The organism is Providencia lanzhouensis (assembly GCF_050469745.1).
Lineage (GTDB): Bacteria > Pseudomonadota > Gammaproteobacteria > Enterobacterales > Enterobacteriaceae > Providencia > Providencia lanzhouensis.
Map to the genome: position 1 here is coordinate 170,316 of NZ_CP174123.1, position 18,536 is coordinate 188,851.

Genomic DNA, 18,536 nt, shown 5'->3' on the forward strand with positions numbered 1-18,536 from the left:
GGTTTAGCAATAAAAATGAGGTATATGAAGATATTTCAGGGGAAAAAAACACGGGGAACTCATTGATTGCAGGCTCAACAAGCCCCGTGTTGGGGTAATACTTAGTTTTCGCTATGTGGCTGATAACCGTAACGAATTGTCTCGACATCGTCGAGTTGAATTTGGGTCACGGTTGGCTGCGTAGTGGCAATGACGCGACCATCGCGGATGGAATAGCGTACTGGCACTTGGCGGCGTACAGCATCAAAACCGTTTTCAGCAGGCAGGATCAGTAAGCTTGCACGTTTCCCTTCATCAATACCGTAATTTTGCAAATTCAACGTTTTTGCACTGTGCTCAGTGATAAGCTTCAGACCATCATTAATCTGACCATAGCCCATCAATTGGCAAACATGCAGACCCATATGCAGCACTTGCAGCATATTTGCGGTACCCAGTGGATACCATGGATCGAACACATCGTCGTGACCGAAGCAGACATTAATATTGGCGGCGAGCATTTCCTTCACGCGGGTGATCCCTCGACGCTTTGGATAGGTATCGAAACGACCTTGTAAGTGAATGTTCACTAACGGGTTGGCGACAAAGTTAATCCCTGACATTTTCAGCAGACGGAATAAACGTGAAGCATATGCCCCGTTGTAAGAGTGCATCGCCGTTGTATGGCTGGCGGTAACGCGTGCGCCCATATTTTCACGGTGAGCAAGGGCGGCAACGGTTTCGACAAAACGTGACTGTTCATCATCAATTTCATCACAGTGAACATCAATTAAACGGTCATACTTTTGTGCCAGTGCAAAGGTCTTATGCAGGGATTCCACACCATATTCACGGGTGAATTCAAAGTGCGGGATAGCCCCGACCACATCCGCCCCTAAACGTAGCGCTTCTTCTAATAGCTCTTCGCCGTTTGGATAGGACATGATCCCCTCTTGAGGGAAAGCAACGATCTGCATATCCACCCAAGGCGCCACTTCTTTTTTCACTTCCAGCATGGCTTTCAGTGCCGTTAAAGTGGCATCGGAAACGTCAACGTGGGTACGAACATGTTGGATGCCGTTAGCAATCTGCCATTTTAGAGTTTGCCATGCACGCAGTTTCACATCGTCATGGGTCAGCATTGCTTTGCGTTCTGCCCAGCGTTCAATCCCTTCAAACAGGGTGCCAGACTGGTTCCAATTTGGCTGCCCAGCGGTTTGGGTTGTATCCAAATGGATATGTGGCTCAACAAACGGTGGAATGGCTAAGCCGCCTTCACCATCAAGGCTATTAGCGAGTACTTCACCTGCGGGCTGCGGAACGATAGCTTTAATTTGTTGATTTTCAATATCGATTCGCCACAGACCTTCACGCTCAGGTAAACGGACATTGTGGATATGTTGAATATGTTGATTAAGCACGGGTCATCTCCGAATTAGTGGCGCGTACGCGATTCAATAATGGATTCAGGATGGCGTAGCAGATAGCGCCGCCAAGCACTGCGTTAACAGGGACAATTCCCGGTAGCCAATGTCCTGCGGCAACACCCGCAGCCACGGCGATTAACGCACTGATATTCACATCGCGCATTTTGCTCATGTCAAAAGTGACATAGCGATGACGATACATTAAGTAATCCGCAATGATAATGCCACCAATCGGTGGAATGGCTGCGGATAAGAAGGTCAGCCAGCTAACAAAGTTGTTGTACAGCCACAGTGCGCAGAGTGTGCCCACTAAGCCGTTGATAATGGATAACGTCTTGCTGGATAAGCCTGTAATGTTGGCGAACCCTAAGCCGGAAGCGTACAGCGCGTTGTCGTTGGTTGTCCAAATGTTCAAACCAAGAACGATAATTGCTGGTAAGAGTAATCCTTGCGCGATCATTACGTCGGAGATATCCGCCATACCTAAGGAAGCTGCGCCCGCCGCACCGAAGATAAACATCAGTGAGTTGCCCAAGAAGAACGCCACAATGGCCACCAGTACCGCGATTTTCGGCTTACGCCCGAAGCGTACGAAGTCAGCGGTTAAGGTTCCTGCGCTGACAAACGAGCCGACGACCATCGCCAGTGCAAGGTTGAAATCGATTGGTTGTTCCGGTTTTACCATTTGCAGAGCGCTTAAACCACCGGCATCAGTGACAGCAAGATATACGGAGTAGCTTCCTAAGATAGCAATGGCAGGAACGGCGACAATGGACAGCACGGTTAACGCGGAGATACCGAAGAACACTGTGACGGTCATCAAAATACCGGAAATACCAATCAGTAAGTTGATATCCCAGCCTGTTGCTTTACCAACGGGAATGGCGAACATGGCAACGCCGACACCGAACCAGCCGACCTGTGTACCGCCAAGTAAGAAAGAAGGGAGCCAAGAGCCGCGAATACCGAAAGAATAACGTGCAAGAAGGTGGGTTGTTAAGCCTGTTTTAGAACCGATAAAACCAAGGAAGGCGGTGTAGACACCAAGAATAAGATTACCAATGAGAACTGCGAGGAAGAAATCGTTGAAACTAAGACCGGTACCGAGAGCGCCTCCGGTCCACATGCTGGCGGAAAAGAACGTTAAACCCAGCATTACAAAGGTTAATGCGAGCCCGCCTTTTCTTGCGGATATGGGTACTGGCTCATGACTATAATTTTTATCACCGGACACAATTGCCTCCTGTAGCTTTCCTCTGGCCAAAAAAATCTGACGAATTCTATAGCCGTAAAAATAAAAAGCAAACGGTTTCGCACATGCTTAAAAAGAATTAATGAATTGTGTTTTTGCTCATTTTTTATTCTAGTCTGTAGCGTAACTGGAAAGGGCGTGAGGCGGTAAACAGCTTGATGGGGTGGGATAAAGTCACGATAAAAACCAGCGGTTAGAATAGCCAATGATACAAACAAAAAACGTAAAATTAAGATAAAAGACTTCCGAATGTGTGGGTATCAATGATTCGTTTTTTTTATTTATATTTATTCAATAAAATATAATGTTTAAACAAATTTTAATATTTTATTTATTATTACGCATTTAAATTGTTGATTGGAATTTATTACTCCTTTTTTTGAGTAAAATATGATTTTAATCTAAATGAGAATCGATATTTATAAATCTAATTATTTACGTAATTTAATATTTAATTATTTAATGAGTAAAGAGTAAAAAAAGAGTTTCAATATTACCAAAATGATAACAACGTTAATTTTATCGTCATTTTGACGAAATTTAATGTTTCTTACTGGTTGATCATGATTATGTTTTTAAAGGATATTTTTTAATTTTGAATGATTTTTTTATAGTAAACATCGCGCTGATCACAAAATGAGGGTTAATTTCCAGATAGGGAATTAAAATTGATATCCCTCAATTAAATAAAACAATTAAAGTTCACAATGAATTACCAATTAAAAATTCATTCTTTTCTTTATTTGTTCTATCTATTTCTCCAGGGAATAAAAGAGGTCAGTCATGATAATACAAATTATCGCGGCATTAGTTATCGTTGCTACAATTTATCTTTTAATTAAAAAATATGAAACTCGGATGGTATTAATTGCTGCTGGGCTAGTACTCTGTATTATTAGCCTCGTGCCAATGGATGCCTTAAATGCATTTAGCGAGCGCATGGTTTCGGCTCCGCTGATCCAAGCCATTTGTTCCAGTATGGGTTTTGCCTATGTTATGAAATACACCAAGTGTGATAAACACTTAGTACTGGTGCTATCTCGTGTTCTAACTCGACTGGGCTTTTTCCTGATCCCCGCAGCAGTCGTACTGACTTTCTTTATTAATATCGCGATCCCTTCTGCGGCTGGGTGTGCTGCCGCGGTTGGTGCGACATTGATTCCGTTACTGATTGCTGCACGTATTCACCCAGCTATTGCTGGTGGTGCGGTGCTGTGCGGTACGATAGGGTCTATGCTGAGCCCTGGGTTGTCACATAACCCATTTGTGGCGCAGATGTCGAACATGAGTATTGTTGACTTAATTGCTCGCCACGGACCATACAGCTTAGCAGTTGGAGGCATCGCTGCCGTTTCCTTAGCTATCGTTGCTTTAGTGAAAAAAGAGTACAACATGAAAGCGGTTGTCGAAGTGAATGGCACCGCGGGCACAGAACAAAATGCAGCGGCAGAACAGCCAAACTATCTTTACGCGACAGCGCCGTTTATTCCATTAATCCTATTAATTCTGCCATTTATGGATGCGCTGAAAGCGTATCAAATTAGTGTGCCAGCAGCGATGGTCATTGGGGCAATTTATGCGTTAGTTATCACGCGTACTAACCCTTCAACCATTACTAAAGAGTTCTTTAAAGGGATGGGGAATGCCTATGGGGATGTTCTTGGGATCATCATCGCTGCTGCTGTTTTCTCTGCGGGTCTCAAAGCATCTGGCTTAATTGATTCCTTTATTGGTTTTCTGATCCACTCTCCTGAATTTGCACGTTGGGGAGGGACATTGGGCCCATTCTTAATGGGAATTATCACGGGTTCAGGTGATGCGGCCGCGTTTGCTTTCAACGAAACGGTAACACCATTTGCCCAGCAATTTGGTTATGAAATTCCTGATTTGGGGATGGCTTCTGCAATTTCAGGCGCATTGGGTAGAACCATGTCACCGTTAGCAGGTGCGGCTATCGTCTGTGCAGGTTTAGCCAATGTGAACCCGATGGAAATTGTGAAGCGTACTGCGCCTGGCATGATTGTTGGGGTGATCTTCATTGCGCTCATCATGCTTTAATTTTAAGGAGATAACATGTCAAATATTACATTAGAACAACTGACTCAATGGCGTCGTGAATTCCATCAATACCCTGAAATTGGTTGGTCTGAGTTTTTAACCACAGCAAAAATCGTTGAAGAACTGCGCCGTTTAAACTTGGACGTCAAAGTGGGTCCGCAGGTGATCAATCCTGAATATGCCTTTGGACGTCAACAGAAAGTGGTTGATAAAGGTTTAGCGGTGGCGAGAAAGCACCAAGTTGATGAAAATCTGCTGGCTGAAATGCAGGAGTTGACAGGGTGTGTTGCCATTTTCGATAGTGGCAAAGCAGGACCGACAATCGCACTGCGTTTTGACATTGACTGTGTCGGTGTGACAGAAAGTACTGATGAAACCCATCGCCCAAAAAATGATAATTTTAGCTCTTGTCATCCTGGTGAAATGCATGCGTGTGGTCATGATGGGCATATCGCGATTGGTTTAGCGGTCGCGCATTGGCTAGTAGCAAATAAAGAGAGCTTATCTGGCAAAGTAAAATTGTTATTCCAACCTGCGGAAGAAGGCGTTCGTGGTGCGAGAGCAATGGCAGAAAGTGGTATTGTGGATGATGTGGATTATTTCTTAGGGGCGCACTTAGGGTTCATTGCCAATAGCGGTGAAATTGTGATTAACCCAACCCATTTCCTCTGCACAACAAAACTGGATTTTCGCTTCAAAGGTGCACCATCCCACGCAGGAGCAGAGCCTGAATTGGGACGTAATGCGCTAGCCGGTGCTTGTCATGCTACAACGCAAATGTTGGGAATTTCAAGACACGGTAAAGGAATGTCGCGCATTAACGTTGGGGTACTGAATGCCGGTGAAGGGCGAAACGTGACGCCATCTTATGCTCAAATGCAGATAGAAGTCCGCGGCGAAAATGAAGAGATTAACCGCTTTATGAGCGAAAATGCGATTCGCATGGCAGAAGGCTCCGCACACAGCTTCCAGCTAGAAATGGAAAGTGAAGTGATGGGAGAAGCGGTTGATTTAACCAATGACCAAGAGTTGATTGACACCTTGGCTAGTGTGGTAGGGCAACATGGGGAATTAACTGCAGTAGCGACTCGACCGTTTGGTGGTAGCGAAGATGCCACTATTTTGGCAAAACGCGTCCAGCGTCACGGGGGTAAATCTCTGTATTTTGTTGTCGGTGCTGACAGAACCGCAGGGCATCACCAAGCTAATTTTGATTTTGATGAAAAACAGATGTTAACAGCCTATCAGCTGTATACCGGATGTTTGGTGTCATTAATGTAATTTTTTGGTGATAGGAAAAAGCCGCTGAGAGAGCAATCTCCCAGCGGCTTTTCTATTTCGCTAAGGCTTTATTTTGCTAATGAATACAGGGTATCTTTCAATAGATTAGCGGCAATAATGATGTCGTCGAAATCAGTGAATTCATCAGGGTGATGGCTAATTCCATTTTTTGATGGTGTGAAAATCATTGCGGTTGGGAATTTTTGGGCGAGATTCATAGAATCATGACCCGCACCGCTCAACATGGTCATATAACCGATGTTTTGTTCAAGGCAATGCTGTTCAATACACTGACAAATCTCGTTATCTAATTTCACTGGTGCTTCTGCTGAAATTTCACGAATTTGAATCGAAACATCGTTGTCTTGTTCAGATTTTCTAATGGAATTTTTCAAGTGAGTGGCAACGCGAGCAATACTTTCTGGTTCAATGCCGCGAATATCAACCAAGAAGTTCACTTCACCGGGAATAACGTTCATGGAATTTGGATATACATTGAGTTTCCCAATGGTACCGACGGTTCCCCATACAGATTCACGGCAAGCTGCTCGGTTCACATCGCTGATTATGGCGGCGCTGGCCACTAATGCATCGTGGCGTTGGTACATTGGGGTGGCGCCGGAGTGATCTGCATGCCCTGTAACCTGAACTTGGAAGCGGGTTGGAGCGGCAATTCCGTTCACAATTCCCACTGATTTTCCTTCAAGTTCAAGGCGCCGACCTTGTTCGATATGCATTTCGATAAAAGCTGAATAATGGTTATCAGCCAATTCGCACTGTTCAATTTCGTGGCTTGGATAACCAAGGCTATCGAGGACATCGAAAAAGCTGCGTCCATCATCATCTCGGTTGAGAGCCCATTTTTCACGATCAACTTTCCCAAGTAACACTTTGCTACCAATACAGGAAAAACCAAATCGGCTGGATTCTTCCGCCCTGAAAATGACGAGTTCAAGGGAGCGGGATAATTGCTGTGGCTTAAACTGCATCAGCGCATAAAATCCTGCCACGACACCAAGTGTACCATCATAAGCACCACCATTAGGAACCGTGTCCAAGTGAGAGCCAGTGCCAACAGCAGGCAAATCGGGATTTTTTCCCGGTAATCGGCAAAAAATATTCCCTATCGCATCTTGGCGAACAGTAAACCCAGCTTTTTGCATGGTTTCTATCATGTATTGGTGTGCCAATTGGTCTGTGGGTGTATAAGCCAAACGTGTCACACCTTTATTTTCAGGATAAACAGTAAAGGATGCTAATTTTTCAAATAATAATTTCATTTCATTAGTAGAAAATAATTCCCTAGTCATGAAAACCTCTTTCATAAATTGTAATCAGATATATTTAAATGTGTTGGAATAAATAGGATTGAAAATAAAAAGCAGAAAAGTATAAAAATTATTATGAGTACTACTATGCAAATAGAAATGGAGTAAGTCAAACAGAAGTATGAAAAAAAGAAGGTTGCATGATATTTATCAAATTACTGATATTAAACGAAAATATAACAAATTTTACGTTTGTAACAGATTGAAGTTATTAAGGGTTAATTTAAATATCTTTTAAATTAACCCTCGATTTTTTCATTATTTATTGATGATATTTTGGGGTTCTATAATTTAAGTAAGAGATTTATTTTTTTAAATCAATTTAGAACGGTAATTTATTTTATTGTTTTCAATCTCTCGCTGATTGTTATTTTTTATATTCAATTGTTAGTTTCTAAATAATGCAAGTAGAGATGAACATCATTATACAATTGACGTAATTCAGCACTGTTTTGTTGCCTACGTAATAGTGTTTTCAACAGGCGGTGAATTTTTTCAACATTAGGCTGTGGGTGCTGCAAACGTAAAACGAGTCCTTTTAGGGCTCGATTGTGTGATTCAGAGGTAGAGAACTGTTTATAAACTTGCATCAGATTGAGCCAAATAGCGTGGCGAACGGCAAAAAATTGTATTGTTCTATCAAATGGATAATCACTTTTACGAGCCAATATTAACCCGCTAAATAGGCGATGGCTCATCTGTGATGTTGATGGTTTTTGTCCGGTAATAATTTTATTAAGACCCAATTTAAATTGTTGTTCACTGAGTAAAATAAGGTTTTGGTAACGTTTCTTCGGATTTGTTGGGTAAATCCAATAAAAAGCCCCCATCGCGACTAACGGTCCACAAATAATGGCGATGGCATTACCGAGGCTTTCTGGAAAACTTAAGGTAAAAGGGTAGCTTGGTTGCAGTAAGATCAAAGAGACCATGATGTAATCAAAGGCAATTAAAATCAGTTTTTTGTGGGCAAAAACCAAAATTCCACTGATGATGACGGGCACAATGAATAAGGTCATTTGCCATGATGATGATGCAAATGGCCATAGACACCAAGTACAAATCAACGCGGCAAGTGCTCCGAAAGATTGTCCTGTGAAGATGTTTTTCATAAACCTAGCGGGGTAATCGAGGGATGCGAACAGAGCGATCATCACCGATAACCCGAGAGTTAAATATGCCAGTGCTTGCCACTGGGTCACTAGCCAGAGTAAGCCTACGGTGGCAATGGCAACGAACGAGCGCGCAAAAGCTTGCCAAGCAGCAATGCGATCATGGTGGAGCTTTAGCTTATCTACCCGGTATTTTGCCTTGATAGCTAACCCTTTTGACACGTAAAACAGTGGGATAAGAAGATTTTTCAATACGCCATTCGGGCATAGGGATAGGATATGTTTCCATTGTAATTCAGTCGGTTGTGTTGCTGGGAATGGAAATGCAGCTATCCCTTTAAACGTATCAAGTTGTAGCAAAATCTGGCTTTGCGCGAGTAGTTGTTGGCGGGCTTTTACGACTTGTTTACGGTGATAACGCCATCCAATACGGTTGGCTTCTAACTGCTCATCATAGGCGGCCATTTGCTGCCATAAGATGTCAATGTCCTGTTGTTCAATAGACTCTTTTCTATATAAAGAACGGTGCAAAATCTGGTAAAACTGCTGATCAATTTGTTGTTTGAGCGCGATGATAGAGGCTTGTTCTCGTTTAGGGGTAAATAAAAAGTTAAACAAAACTGCGCATAATACGCCAACTAAAATAGTCCAAAATCGATCCCATGCAACGGCAAAAATATTATCGGTGGCATGAACGCTAAGCATGCTCACCATCACCGCTGAGTAACCTGCCAAAAAAGTACCGTAGGCTACAAAGCCTTTTTGTAGCTGTCCGATACCGCTACATGCACCTAACCACCCCGCTAAACTGATCACAAATAATAATGGGCTGATTAGGTGAATTTGAATGAGAGCAATGCCAGCAACGACACCAATAACAGTACCTGCAAAACGCCACCAACTTTTTTCTAATAAGTTTTCACGCCAAGGTTGCGCGGAAGCCCATACAGTCATTGCTGCCCATTGGGGGTGAGTAAGTCCTGCATATTCAGCAATAAATAGTGCAAGAATGGATGCGCAGGCGGTGATTATTGCAAAGCGTAAACGGTCAGAATCAAATCCGAATCGCTGTATTAATGTAGTTGGCTGTGACATGGTTTTTCGCAGATGGGTGAATAAAACTGCGTATAGGGTAGTGCTTGTGGTGATAAATCGCAAACAGAGGTGGAAAGCGCCAATATTGGAAAACAGAGCTCGAGGTAAAATAAAAAGTAAAAGCCTTAAAATAGGCTTTTACTTTTTATGCAAGAGCATCATATATGGACTTTTTTAAATCAAAAAATAGTTGAAGTTAATACGGAATACCGATTACGCATATTATGCGTAAGATTCAACTGATTCTTGGATTTTATTTTCGTATTTAGTATCTTGATTGTCTTGAAATACATCACAAAATATATCACTGATATTAACATCTAATATTTTTGTTACTCTAGCTAAGCAATCAATATCAATACGATTAACACCTCGTTCATAACGGAATAGTTGTTGTTCACTGATATTGCATTCTCGTGCTAATTGAAACACAGTATAACCTTGAGACTTTCTTAATGACTTGATTTTTTGTCCGACAGCATAAGCGACAGGAAATTTTCTATTCATAAATATTCTCTATTAAATTATATTGTTGAGATAACAATCAATGTGAATTTTCAGATTTTATAAAAGTGATTTAATATAATCTGCGCATTTTAATTTTGGGCTAAATATATAGTGACCCTCAAGTGCCACTCACTGAATGATATACTATCCTTATAATTGTTTTCAATTAGTCCCAAAATGACGTCTAAAATATCTACATGTTTACGATTATTAATTTTAAATATTTAATGAAAGAATTATTTTTTCATTTTCAATGGTTTAAATTTAAATTCCTGCGATGTTATAACAAATGTAAATTTTAGTGTATTGTTTTTGATCAATATAATTTATCGTTAATTTTGATTAATTCAATATTTAAACCCAAAAAAACAGAAAATAAAACATTAACAATACAGGATTTCTATATTTAATCTCTGTAATTTGGTTTAATTATTTTTGGTTTTTGATTTATTTCATAAAGACATCAATCTAGGAAGATCGTTATTTGATCAATTTTTTTATGATTTTATGAAATATGTATATTCATGGCATCTTAATAAAGATCAAAATATTTTGATTTCTATTTTATTTTTTTGTTTCTAACGTGATAGTTATTTTAGTATCAAAGATTTGGTGAGCAAGTGGGAGGTTTGTATGATGATTAAAATTAAAACTTTGCATTAATCATTTTAAGTCAAATAGTACTAAATTGTCTGCCACTTTAGTAGTAAAGGATTTCCGATTTTAATCTTTGCAGTATAAATATTCGTTATACGGCTATCAATAAAGTAATAAATTTCAGATTATGATTTTCGCATATTTTAAAAACCTCCAAGATCTTACGTGTATTTACTTAGTGATTGTAATTTGTTGACCTGCAAATTCTAATATTGTGGTGAGATTTCTGTTACCTTTAAGATTCGCTTACAATTCATTCTTATTGCCTTAGATTTTCCATTGGCAGTCACCGTAATTTTGGCATCTCCGGCTTGCTTGCTGGTGAAGCCGCTTTTACCGTCAGCGATTAGATCAATTTTGCAGGATGAAATGACCCTTGTTAGGGGTGAATAACAGGTTGGGTAACCGAAACACGCACAATAGCTTTGGAAGAGGTATTCCCTTTCTTGTCGATAGCAATGGCGGTAATAGCGTAATTGTTCGCATTTTTGGTATTTTTATAGGAAGGCAACACAAGGTTATATTGACCATTTTCATTGAGTATGTGTCCGCCTGCGGCAACCAGTGCTTGAGCATCCCATTTTATGTGACTTAACCCATATTTGCTGGTCACTGTGAAATGTAAAGGGATCTTTTCCCCTGCGTAGCCCGTGATAGAGTCCGTTATGTTTAGGTGGATGACGTCATTTTTTTTATAATCCAGAACGATATGGTTGTTACGACTGACGAAATCATAGCGATTGCCCATCAATGAACGAAATGCATTGACGGATTCCGGATCCAAATGTTGCTTCAAGCTTTTGCCAAATTGGTAGTTGAGTTGTAAACCAATTCGCGAATCTTTCTTGCTGGCTTTTCCTTGGCGATGTTCCGCATTGAATGTGATTAATGGAACCGGAGTATAGTTAAGACCTATATTGATGGAATATGGATCACGTTGTAAATTTTTGGTGCCGAATAGCGCAACATCATCACCATAATATTGTTCGTAAGTGAGCTTTCCACCAATATGTGGATAGGTAGGTAACCAACCCTCTGCGCGGAGATCCCATCCATTAGATGGTCTAGCTGAATGATCGGTTAATTCTCGGGCATTGCGCCAGCTGCTAAGACGATGGTAGCTGTTACCTGACAATTTTAAGAAGTCACGACGATATTCAACACCTAATCCTAAACGAGAATGACCACGTGAAATATCGTAGTCAAAGAAGGTATTTCCGCCAACCATTTGATTTTCACCATACCAACGTGCCCCAAAGCCGAGGTTGGTTTCAATGCGCTGTTCTTGACGATGAAAACTACCTTGAGTAAAGAATAAACTTTCTTCGTTTTCATAAATTGGCAGCAGCAAATCAATTTGCGAATTTTTTAATGAAAATTTCTTATCCGCAACCAGCTTTATTTGTGAGCTACCAAAATGATTAAACCAATCTTGTAGATAGCTGCTTGCTGTGGTTGTGATTATCTCTTGGGTAAATGCTTTGGTTTTGTGATGATTAGGCTGCTTTGTAAAAAATTGGCCCGCTTTGGAAACAAACTGCGCCAGTTTAATTTCTTCTTCACTCGATGCTTCTGGTGGAATATAAACAGGTTTTTCGTTTTCCCATTCTAAAGTTGGTAACGGCGACATAGGAATATCTAGCTCATCGCCGGCTTTTAGGGTCTCGAAACTTTGAGAAAATGTTCTAAATTGATTAAGCTTACGTAATTGCTCCAAACTTATATTATATTTTTTGGCAATACTCTGAGTTGTTTCTCCCGCTTGTAGTGTATATGGCTGAGTTTCTCTTAAAGTAAGCGTATTTTTTTTGGGTAATAAAAACGTGCGTTGTTGATGGTTTTGCTCTGTAAATGCATTGGCTGCGACAGGTGCAAAAACTGATACTAAAGGAAAACTAATCTGCGTTGCAATATTTATCCACGCAATAAATGTAACATGATAAGGAATAAAATCCTTAGACTTGCGATTCATTAAGGAACTCCGAGAATATAGGGTTAATTAAATATCGTTGATGAGTATTTTAAAAATCCCTGATTTATAACAGTCCTTAAGATTTTCACAGTCATTAAAATAAGCTGCCAATACTCAACATCATTCTATTTATATTTGAATGAAGTATATTTACTTTTTTAAGATCTATTTTTTGAATAATTTTGAATTTTTCTTCAAAGAAAAGTAATTCCAATGAATTCTAGTGATGACTAATTCTTTGTTGTGTCGATTTATGCATTTAGCAATTTTTCATTAGGCATTAAAGTATTTAAGTGCTGTGGTTACTGATATTCTCTAACCTAATAAATCAAATAGAATTTACTTTTAAAGAAAATCTTTCAGATTTAGATTGATTTAATGGAGTAATTTGATTACTCATCATCAGTAATTCACCCTTTTTTTCAACTCTCACGCTTAATCCAAAATAGTGACCTTGGGTTAATAACGGTTCCGGTAAATTAATGGAAAAATTAACCGTTCTCGCTGATTTTCTGGTTGTCATAGTATAATCATAATGACTTTTTTCAGAGTAACTGTTTCCGTTTATTGGGGTGACCGAAACGGTAATTAGCGCATCACTAGGAATATCGATAGATTGGCTGTAAACATCACCTTGAATATTAAATGTATTTCGATTTTGATTTATTGGGTTATTACAAGCAAATAGAAATAAACAACACGCTAAAATAAAAATTGAATGTAAAATAAATTTTGATATAGCAATTCTTGGCATGATTTTTCTTCTTTTATATGAATAATTTATTGATATGAGCGATTAAATACTTTCTGAAAAAAACAGCGAACATACGCATACATGTTTTTTCGCTCATTAACTCTTGATAAAATTGGCATTTCTGATTTTTCGCCAGTATACAAGATACCAATTCTGGGCAGTGTCATGATAAGATTTTCATCTAACTCAACTTTCTTAAATGATTGTCGTAATTGTCTGACTAACTTGTAGTAACTGCTTTCAGTCACGATAGTTCCGCGCTTTTCCCAAATTTCATGCATCACCTCTCGCTTGCTATTCGTTTTTAATAACAACAGTTTTAAGAGGCAGGATTCATTTTCAGATAAATTCACGGTTCTTTTTCCGCGAGATAGCGTTCTCTTCAGAGGGTCATAAACGACTTGACCACATAAAAGCATCATTGGCTCTATTTTATTGTATTCCATGTTATTCATAATATTTCCCACAGATATAGTTCAATATAAAATTAATTATCGACATCGTAATCATCAGTAAAATTATGTTGAATATAAAAAAACAGTAGGGTAATGAGTTAATGAAAAATTAAGGCGTTTTTTTAAATTCGAACAATGTGTTTTGGTGATGTAAATTTAAACTACTATCTGTGAGTGTATATATCAATTTCAAATTTATTTTTTTTATGTTTTTTAAAAAGGAGGGAGTTAAAAAGCTTAGGTTATAAAAAATGTACTCTAAGCTTATAAATATTCGTCGGTGAGACGCTAAGTAATGAACTAATCTAATAGTACAAGGTTATCTAATCATTATGGTTATATGATTGATGAATCTTCATCTTCATCGCCATCAAGATTGAAGCTAGTCATGTTTTTATTCAATTGTTCAGTAAATGGAGTATTCATTAAACTTATCGACATATAACGTTGAATAGCTTTAGTGAAATATTTATATAAAGCAGGGTCAGATTCAGATGAAGACTTTAATGTTTGAACGATTTGAGTAATGAATGATTCTTTATCATTACGGTTCAAATTCACCATGGTTTTAAACACCAATGCGAATCGTGTTTTATCACTATCTTGGTGTTTAAATTCACTAATAAAACTTTGTATTTTAGTGTTTTTATCCTCAGAAATGTGGGGGATATTTTTTTCCTGATAGTTCTGTATCTCTTTCATGTTGATATGGGAATTCCAAAGGGTACTCATTTTAGTGTGTAGGTCGGATAGACTCGATGGCGTATTGCCATGAGTACGCGAAGCTGACAAAGTATTCAGCAAATTAGAGTCAATTTTCATATTTTCCCCTCCTTGTTTCTTCTTGTTGGAGTGCACGTTCTTGTTGGATTAGCCGTTTTTGTTGAATTAATAGTGCATAAGCTTGTTTGTGTTGTTGCAAAATTAAACAACGGGTCGAAATCGGAAAAATATGCGGTAATATTTTTTCTGCCGCCAGTTTCGGCGAGAATTGTGTAATTTCGTTATTCACTTCTAACGTGATTGAATTATCGGGGCTAGTACATATTTTGGTGCCGTTAGCTCTAGTGCTTATCTTGGTTTGCAAGGATGCCGGTATGTGTAATTGAACCTGGTGAGCTTCGGATTGTAATTGAGCAAAGTGTTCTACCACAATTTCTTGTAGACGCGCGTCAGTAAACAAACCGATGAGTAATTGAGTTAATTGGCTTTCTGTTTGGCTCACCTGATTTTGGTATTGGGCTTCACTGTCATTGAGGGCACCAATAAAATCATTCAAAAGCTGTGTTAATCCATCTTGGTAGCCTTGTTGATAGGCAATAGTATGAATATTTTTCTCAGACTGTTGAGCTTGTTGAATATGTGCTTTGGCTTTTTGATGTGCCTGTTTAACAACCGACTGGGCATATCTATTGGTGTCTAAAACCGGATACTTAATCAGCACATTTTCAATTAAAGTCTGCTGGATATTAGGTTGTGTGTTCTCTGACATAGCGGCAAGTTTCTTCAATAATATTCCAAGGTAGCAGAGTGGAAGCCGTGTGAGGGATCATCTGCTGTGTGCGGTGGCTAAACATATATTTTGCGCGGGTAGCATAGCCGTGACTAAAGGTGTTTAAACACATCAAAAGCTGCTCAGCGCCTAATGCAAGTAAATGCTGAGGCGTATCGATGGTCTGTGTTATGTCTTGCCATGAAGGGTGGCTAAATTTCTGATGCAATTGTCTATATTGAGATAGCTCTCCCCACCAAGGCAGAGGGCCTGGGTACTGAATAACCCCCAAACCCCACGCCACAGAAGGTAATAATGACCAATTTTCGGCAAGTATCTCGGGTAATATCAACGTTTTTTCATCGGGTAAATCTAATTGATATTGCTCAATAAGCTGCAAGTTTTGCAGCTGTTGTAGCGGAACGGGTAGCTGATGATAATGCTCATCAACGAACTCCGAGTGAAAATAATCCCCCGGTGCTAAGAAAATATTTTTTTGGTCAATCAGCAGCTTACTCAATTGGGGCATGATTTGATTTCTCCACCTCTTCTTCATTTTCATCGCTTTGTTTATTGTTGCGATGGTATAGATACAATCCAAATGCAATTAGCATACCGATTAATGCAGTGATTAAAGCAGAGGCAATCACTGGATTAAATGCTGGGGTTGGACCATTTTGGGTTTGATACAGCAGCGGAGGGCGGTTGACTATCACAACAGAAACATTGTCATAGGTGGTTTCGGCAAAGCTATTATTGAGGAATAACTTAATCTTATTCATCATCACTTTTGGGTCTTCATTACCTGAGTAAGTCACGAGACTGGAAACTTTTTGCGCCTGTTTTACGGGACCATTACCTGAGATAGGGTAGCTCACATGGACTCTCGCATTGACCACATTAGGAATGGTTAGTAGAGATTGCTCAAGCCGTTGTTCAATCAAAGATAATAATCGTGTTCGTTCAGCTTGCGGTGAGGCAACCAACGAATCTCCAGGAAAGGCATCAATAATTTCCACTGGATTTTTGGATGGCAGGTTGTATTGACGTAAAAGATCCACCGCAATAACAAAATCGTCAGGTGCTACGCGAATCGAGTCTCCATTTTTAGAATCCTGTTTACGCTTAGCATCAACCCCGTGCTCTTGCAAAATCGCAAGCACTTCGTTGCTTTGGCGCTGGCTTAAATTGCTCAGTAATAGCTGGTTATCACAGCCGAGCAGTAAGCTAATAAACCCGATTAATAGGAATTTCTTTAATATATTCATGGTCTATTGTGCTTTTAATACCGTATCGATGGCAGAAACACTTTTATGTGTGAGTGTGCTGACCATATTCAAGGCGAGGCTGTAATTACCGACTTGGTTTTGTAATTCCAATAATTTAGCGGGGTCGCTTGGGTCAACGGTATTCATTTTCTCCAGAAGATCCGCTTTTTCTTGGCTCACAGAGGTCGTGTACTCAGCAAATAACTGTTTCACTTTATCTTCCAATGGGATAGCCGCTGGAGTAACAGGTGCCATTTCAGCGATATTTGATAATACTGAAACAGGATTAATAGGTAACATAAGTATCTCCTATAAAAATAGAGCATCAGGATCAGTGATGCTCTGATGTAAATTAAACGTTGCGGGCTTACACGTTACGAATAATGGCTTGCGCCGCATCTTTAAAGGACTTCATTATGTTGCTTTGTAATTGACGTGCCATATTATAGTTACCGCTTAATGCTGTGATTTTACCCAGAGTCAGCGGGTTATCGACTTCCAGATTTGGGTTGTCGATCATAGACTTTAATTCATCAGCGATAGTTTTTGTTCTTTCGCTAATACCTGCGGAGCTGCGATACATCATGCCCCATTTATTATCTGTTGCTATGGTAGATGCTTGTTCTAATGCAGATGCATCCCAATTACCATTTGCATTACTAATGCCTGGAGTTGCCATATTTATTACCTCATTAATTAGGTTGATTTGAGTTAAATAACCAATGATTATTACCTAACAACGTAATACCATTAGAATTGGTGATAAACGATTTTCCAGCCAGTTCATTATTGGCAAGGGAGACGGAAAATTGAATTTGCTTGGTTCCCCACTTTTGACTAAATGAATTGGTGAAGCTAATTAAAGAGAGAGTCTGTTTATCATTTAAACTATCTCTTATAACAAAGATAATGTAGTTACCTTTGGTTATTCTTTGCCATTTCACATTACTTTCAGTCAATCCTAACTCTGCTCTCTTGATGAGTTCATCAAGAGGAATCTGTACAAGTTGGCTTTGGTTATAACAACTGAAGTAACTAGATAAAATGCGATTAATATTTTTATCATCATTATTCGGTAGTGGGTTTTTCACGACTCGAATGACGGGTTGACAAGGGTTGCTAATGTCAACCTTTAATAAATTGGGTACAGTATCTATTAACTTATCTTCAATTTCTTTTTCAAGAAGGTTTATTTTTTTGATGGTATATTTTTCTTGATAATCTGATTTTAGTAAAACTTGACGGCTCCAGTCTTCATCTCTTTGCGATTTGACGAGAATAAGTATTTCGCCATTTTTATTCTGCGTATAGATAATAGGGTAATAGCTTCCTTTTAATATATTATCTATATTTTTAATCTGTTTTGCAGCGTTATTTTTTGGATTAATTTGGAATTCAACGAATAATATAAAAATAACAACAAATGTTAATAATAAAACAAAAAGCCATTTCTTATTAAACTTTGGTTTCTGTTTTATGGCAGTGGATCTATTTTCTGTAAGCGATAGTGATTTAGATGACAATGGTTTTTGGTCTTTTTCGGGGTAATTCCATTCAGTATTCAATAGCTTAATTACGATTGGAAAGGTGTCAATGAGCAAGATTTCTTGTAGTGTGACAGTGAGGTGACGACTTTTTCCATCTTGTTTAAGATTAATTGCAAAATTATTACTATGTTCGTCATGAGAAACAATAGAAAACTCGCACTGGGTATGTTCGCTAGGAATATAATAGGTTGTGAAACCGTTTTCATCTATTTCAGTTTTGTATTTAGTATATTGCCCAACGATAATAAGATTTTTATCGATGTTAATCATTAGCTCTTGACTATTCATCGAACCACTAATGATTTTCATTATGCAGGTGTGGTATTTTGTTTCTATCATAAGATAATCTCAA

At 39.1% G+C, this 18,536-nt stretch carries 17 protein-coding genes; 2 read left to right on the top strand and 15 right to left on the bottom strand.

All coding sequences use genetic code 11. The features are described from left to right. Nucleotides 1-101: 101 nt before the first annotated feature. Nucleotides 102-1,400 (bottom strand): cytosine deaminase, encoded by a 1,299-nt coding sequence (locus ACIH2S_RS00760; protein WP_108478657.1) that lies wholly within the window; start codon nt 1,398-1,400, stop codon nt 102-104. Then, on the bottom strand, nt 1,393-2,640 hold the full coding sequence (gene codB, locus ACIH2S_RS00765; RefSeq protein WP_036949895.1) for a cytosine permease: 1,248 nt from the start codon (nt 2,638-2,640) through the stop codon (nt 1,393-1,395). The genes ACIH2S_RS00760 and codB overlap by 8 nt, the downstream gene beginning before the upstream one ends. Before the next feature lie 801 nt (nt 2,641-3,441). Here codB and dcuC point away from each other — a divergent pair. Then, nucleotides 3,442-4,716, top strand: a complete 1,275-nt coding sequence (gene dcuC, locus ACIH2S_RS00770; protein WP_036949897.1) for a C4-dicarboxylate transporter DcuC — start codon at nt 3,442-3,444, stop codon at nt 4,714-4,716. Between the two features lie 15 nt (nt 4,717-4,731). After that, a complete protein-coding gene (locus ACIH2S_RS00775; protein WP_036949898.1) occupies nt 4,732-5,997 on the top strand; it encodes an amidohydrolase in 1,266 nt (421 codons plus the stop codon). Nucleotides 5,998-6,065: 68 nt separating this feature from the next. On the opposite strand, the gene ACIH2S_RS00780 is transcribed toward ACIH2S_RS00775, so the two are convergent. From ACIH2S_RS00780 to ACIH2S_RS00840, 13 genes are all read right to left on the bottom strand, one after another. Next, nucleotides 6,066-7,307: a Zn-dependent hydrolase gene (locus ACIH2S_RS00780; RefSeq protein ID WP_108478659.1), complete on the bottom strand. Its 1,242-nt coding sequence runs from the start codon at nt 7,305-7,307 to the stop codon at nt 6,066-6,068. A gap of 398 nt (nt 7,308-7,705) precedes the next feature. Beyond that, the gene (locus ACIH2S_RS00785) at nt 7,706-9,532 is read right to left on the bottom strand and encodes an FUSC family protein (protein WP_154609763.1); all 1,827 of its coding nucleotides are present in this window, start codon (nt 9,530-9,532) and stop codon (nt 7,706-7,708) included. A gap of 222 nt (nt 9,533-9,754) precedes the next feature. Then, nucleotides 9,755-10,039, bottom strand: coding sequence for a helix-turn-helix domain-containing protein (locus tag ACIH2S_RS00790; protein ID WP_036949907.1), 285 nt, complete (start codon nt 10,037-10,039; stop codon nt 9,755-9,757). 1,036 nt (nt 10,040-11,075) lie between these two features. Next, complete coding sequence (locus ACIH2S_RS00795) at nt 11,076-12,668, bottom strand: inverse autotransporter beta domain-containing protein (protein WP_108478661.1); 1,593 nt, start codon at nt 12,666-12,668, stop codon at nt 11,076-11,078. A 328-nt stretch (nt 12,669-12,996) separates the two neighbouring features. Further along, nucleotides 12,997-13,422, bottom strand: coding sequence for a YbaY family lipoprotein (locus tag ACIH2S_RS00800; protein WP_036949911.1), 426 nt, complete (start codon nt 13,420-13,422; stop codon nt 12,997-12,999). Between the two features lie 26 nt (nt 13,423-13,448). Beyond that, on the bottom strand, nt 13,449-13,877 hold the full coding sequence (locus tag ACIH2S_RS00805; protein ID WP_036949913.1) for a winged helix-turn-helix domain-containing protein: 429 nt from the start codon (nt 13,875-13,877) through the stop codon (nt 13,449-13,451). Nucleotides 13,878-14,213: 336 nt separating this feature from the next. Further along, entirely contained in the window at nt 14,214-14,699 is a 486-nt protein-coding gene (locus tag ACIH2S_RS00810; RefSeq protein WP_230082483.1) for a hypothetical protein, read from the bottom strand. Beyond that, nucleotides 14,689-15,369, bottom strand: a complete 681-nt coding sequence (locus ACIH2S_RS00815) for a hypothetical protein (RefSeq protein WP_051422580.1) — start codon at nt 15,367-15,369, stop codon at nt 14,689-14,691. Before ACIH2S_RS00815 ends, ACIH2S_RS00810 begins: the two co-directional genes overlap by 11 nt. After that, nucleotides 15,347-15,898, bottom strand: coding sequence for a hypothetical protein (locus ACIH2S_RS00820; protein ID WP_036949918.1), 552 nt, complete (start codon nt 15,896-15,898; stop codon nt 15,347-15,349). The genes ACIH2S_RS00815 and ACIH2S_RS00820 overlap by 23 nt, the downstream gene beginning before the upstream one ends. Continuing rightward, a complete protein-coding gene (gene sctJ, locus ACIH2S_RS00825; RefSeq protein ID WP_108478662.1) occupies nt 15,882-16,637 on the bottom strand; it encodes a type III secretion system inner membrane ring lipoprotein SctJ in 756 nt (251 codons plus the stop codon). The genes ACIH2S_RS00820 and sctJ overlap by 17 nt, the downstream gene beginning before the upstream one ends. Before the next feature lie 3 nt (nt 16,638-16,640). After that, entirely contained in the window at nt 16,641-16,937 is a 297-nt protein-coding gene (gene sctI, locus ACIH2S_RS00830) for a type III secretion system inner rod subunit SctI (RefSeq protein ID WP_036949923.1), read from the bottom strand. 67 nt (nt 16,938-17,004) lie between these two features. Next, the gene (locus ACIH2S_RS00835; protein WP_036949926.1) at nt 17,005-17,316 is read right to left on the bottom strand and encodes an EscF/YscF/HrpA family type III secretion system needle major subunit; all 312 of its coding nucleotides are present in this window, start codon (nt 17,314-17,316) and stop codon (nt 17,005-17,007) included. Nucleotides 17,317-17,329: 13 nt separating this feature from the next. Beyond that, complete coding sequence (locus ACIH2S_RS00840; protein ID WP_230083351.1) at nt 17,330-18,472, bottom strand: PrgH/EprH family type III secretion apparatus protein; 1,143 nt, start codon at nt 18,470-18,472, stop codon at nt 17,330-17,332. Between the last annotated feature and the right edge of the window lie 64 nt (nt 18,473-18,536).

Coding starts and splice junctions, on each gene's coding strand:
- ACIH2S_RS00815 (WP_051422580.1), bottom strand. CDS start 15,369: ATGTCAGAGAACACACAACCTAATATCCAGCAGACTTTAATTGAAAAT.
- sctI (WP_036949923.1), bottom strand. CDS start 16,937: ATGTTACCTATTAATCCTGTTTCAGTATTATCAAATATCGCTGAAATG.
- dcuC (WP_036949897.1), top strand. CDS start 3,442: ATGATAATACAAATTATCGCGGCATTAGTTATCGTTGCTACAATTTAT.
- ACIH2S_RS00840 (WP_230083351.1), bottom strand. CDS start 18,472: ATGAATAGTCAAGAGCTAATGATTAACATCGATAAAAATCTTATTATC.
- ACIH2S_RS00800 (WP_036949911.1), bottom strand. CDS start 13,422: ATGCCAAGAATTGCTATATCAAAATTTATTTTACATTCAATTTTTATT.
- ACIH2S_RS00775 (WP_036949898.1), top strand. CDS start 4,732: ATGTCAAATATTACATTAGAACAACTGACTCAATGGCGTCGTGAATTC.
- ACIH2S_RS00785 (WP_154609763.1), bottom strand. CDS start 9,532: ATGTCACAGCCAACTACATTAATACAGCGATTCGGATTTGATTCTGAC.
- sctJ (WP_108478662.1), bottom strand. CDS start 16,637: ATGAATATATTAAAGAAATTCCTATTAATCGGGTTTATTAGCTTACTG.
- ACIH2S_RS00790 (WP_036949907.1), bottom strand. CDS start 10,039: ATGAATAGAAAATTTCCTGTCGCTTATGCTGTCGGACAAAAAATCAAG.
- ACIH2S_RS00820 (WP_036949918.1), bottom strand. CDS start 15,898: ATGCCCCAATTGAGTAAGCTGCTGATTGACCAAAAAAATATTTTCTTA.
- ACIH2S_RS00835 (WP_036949926.1), bottom strand. CDS start 17,316: ATGGCAACTCCAGGCATTAGTAATGCAAATGGTAATTGGGATGCATCT.
- ACIH2S_RS00810 (WP_230082483.1), bottom strand. CDS start 14,699: ATGAAAATTGACTCTAATTTGCTGAATACTTTGTCAGCTTCGCGTACT.
- ACIH2S_RS00780 (WP_108478659.1), bottom strand. CDS start 7,307: ATGACTAGGGAATTATTTTCTACTAATGAAATGAAATTATTATTTGAA.
- ACIH2S_RS00805 (WP_036949913.1), bottom strand. CDS start 13,877: ATGAATAACATGGAATACAATAAAATAGAGCCAATGATGCTTTTATGT.
- ACIH2S_RS00795 (WP_108478661.1), bottom strand. CDS start 12,668: ATGAATCGCAAGTCTAAGGATTTTATTCCTTATCATGTTACATTTATT.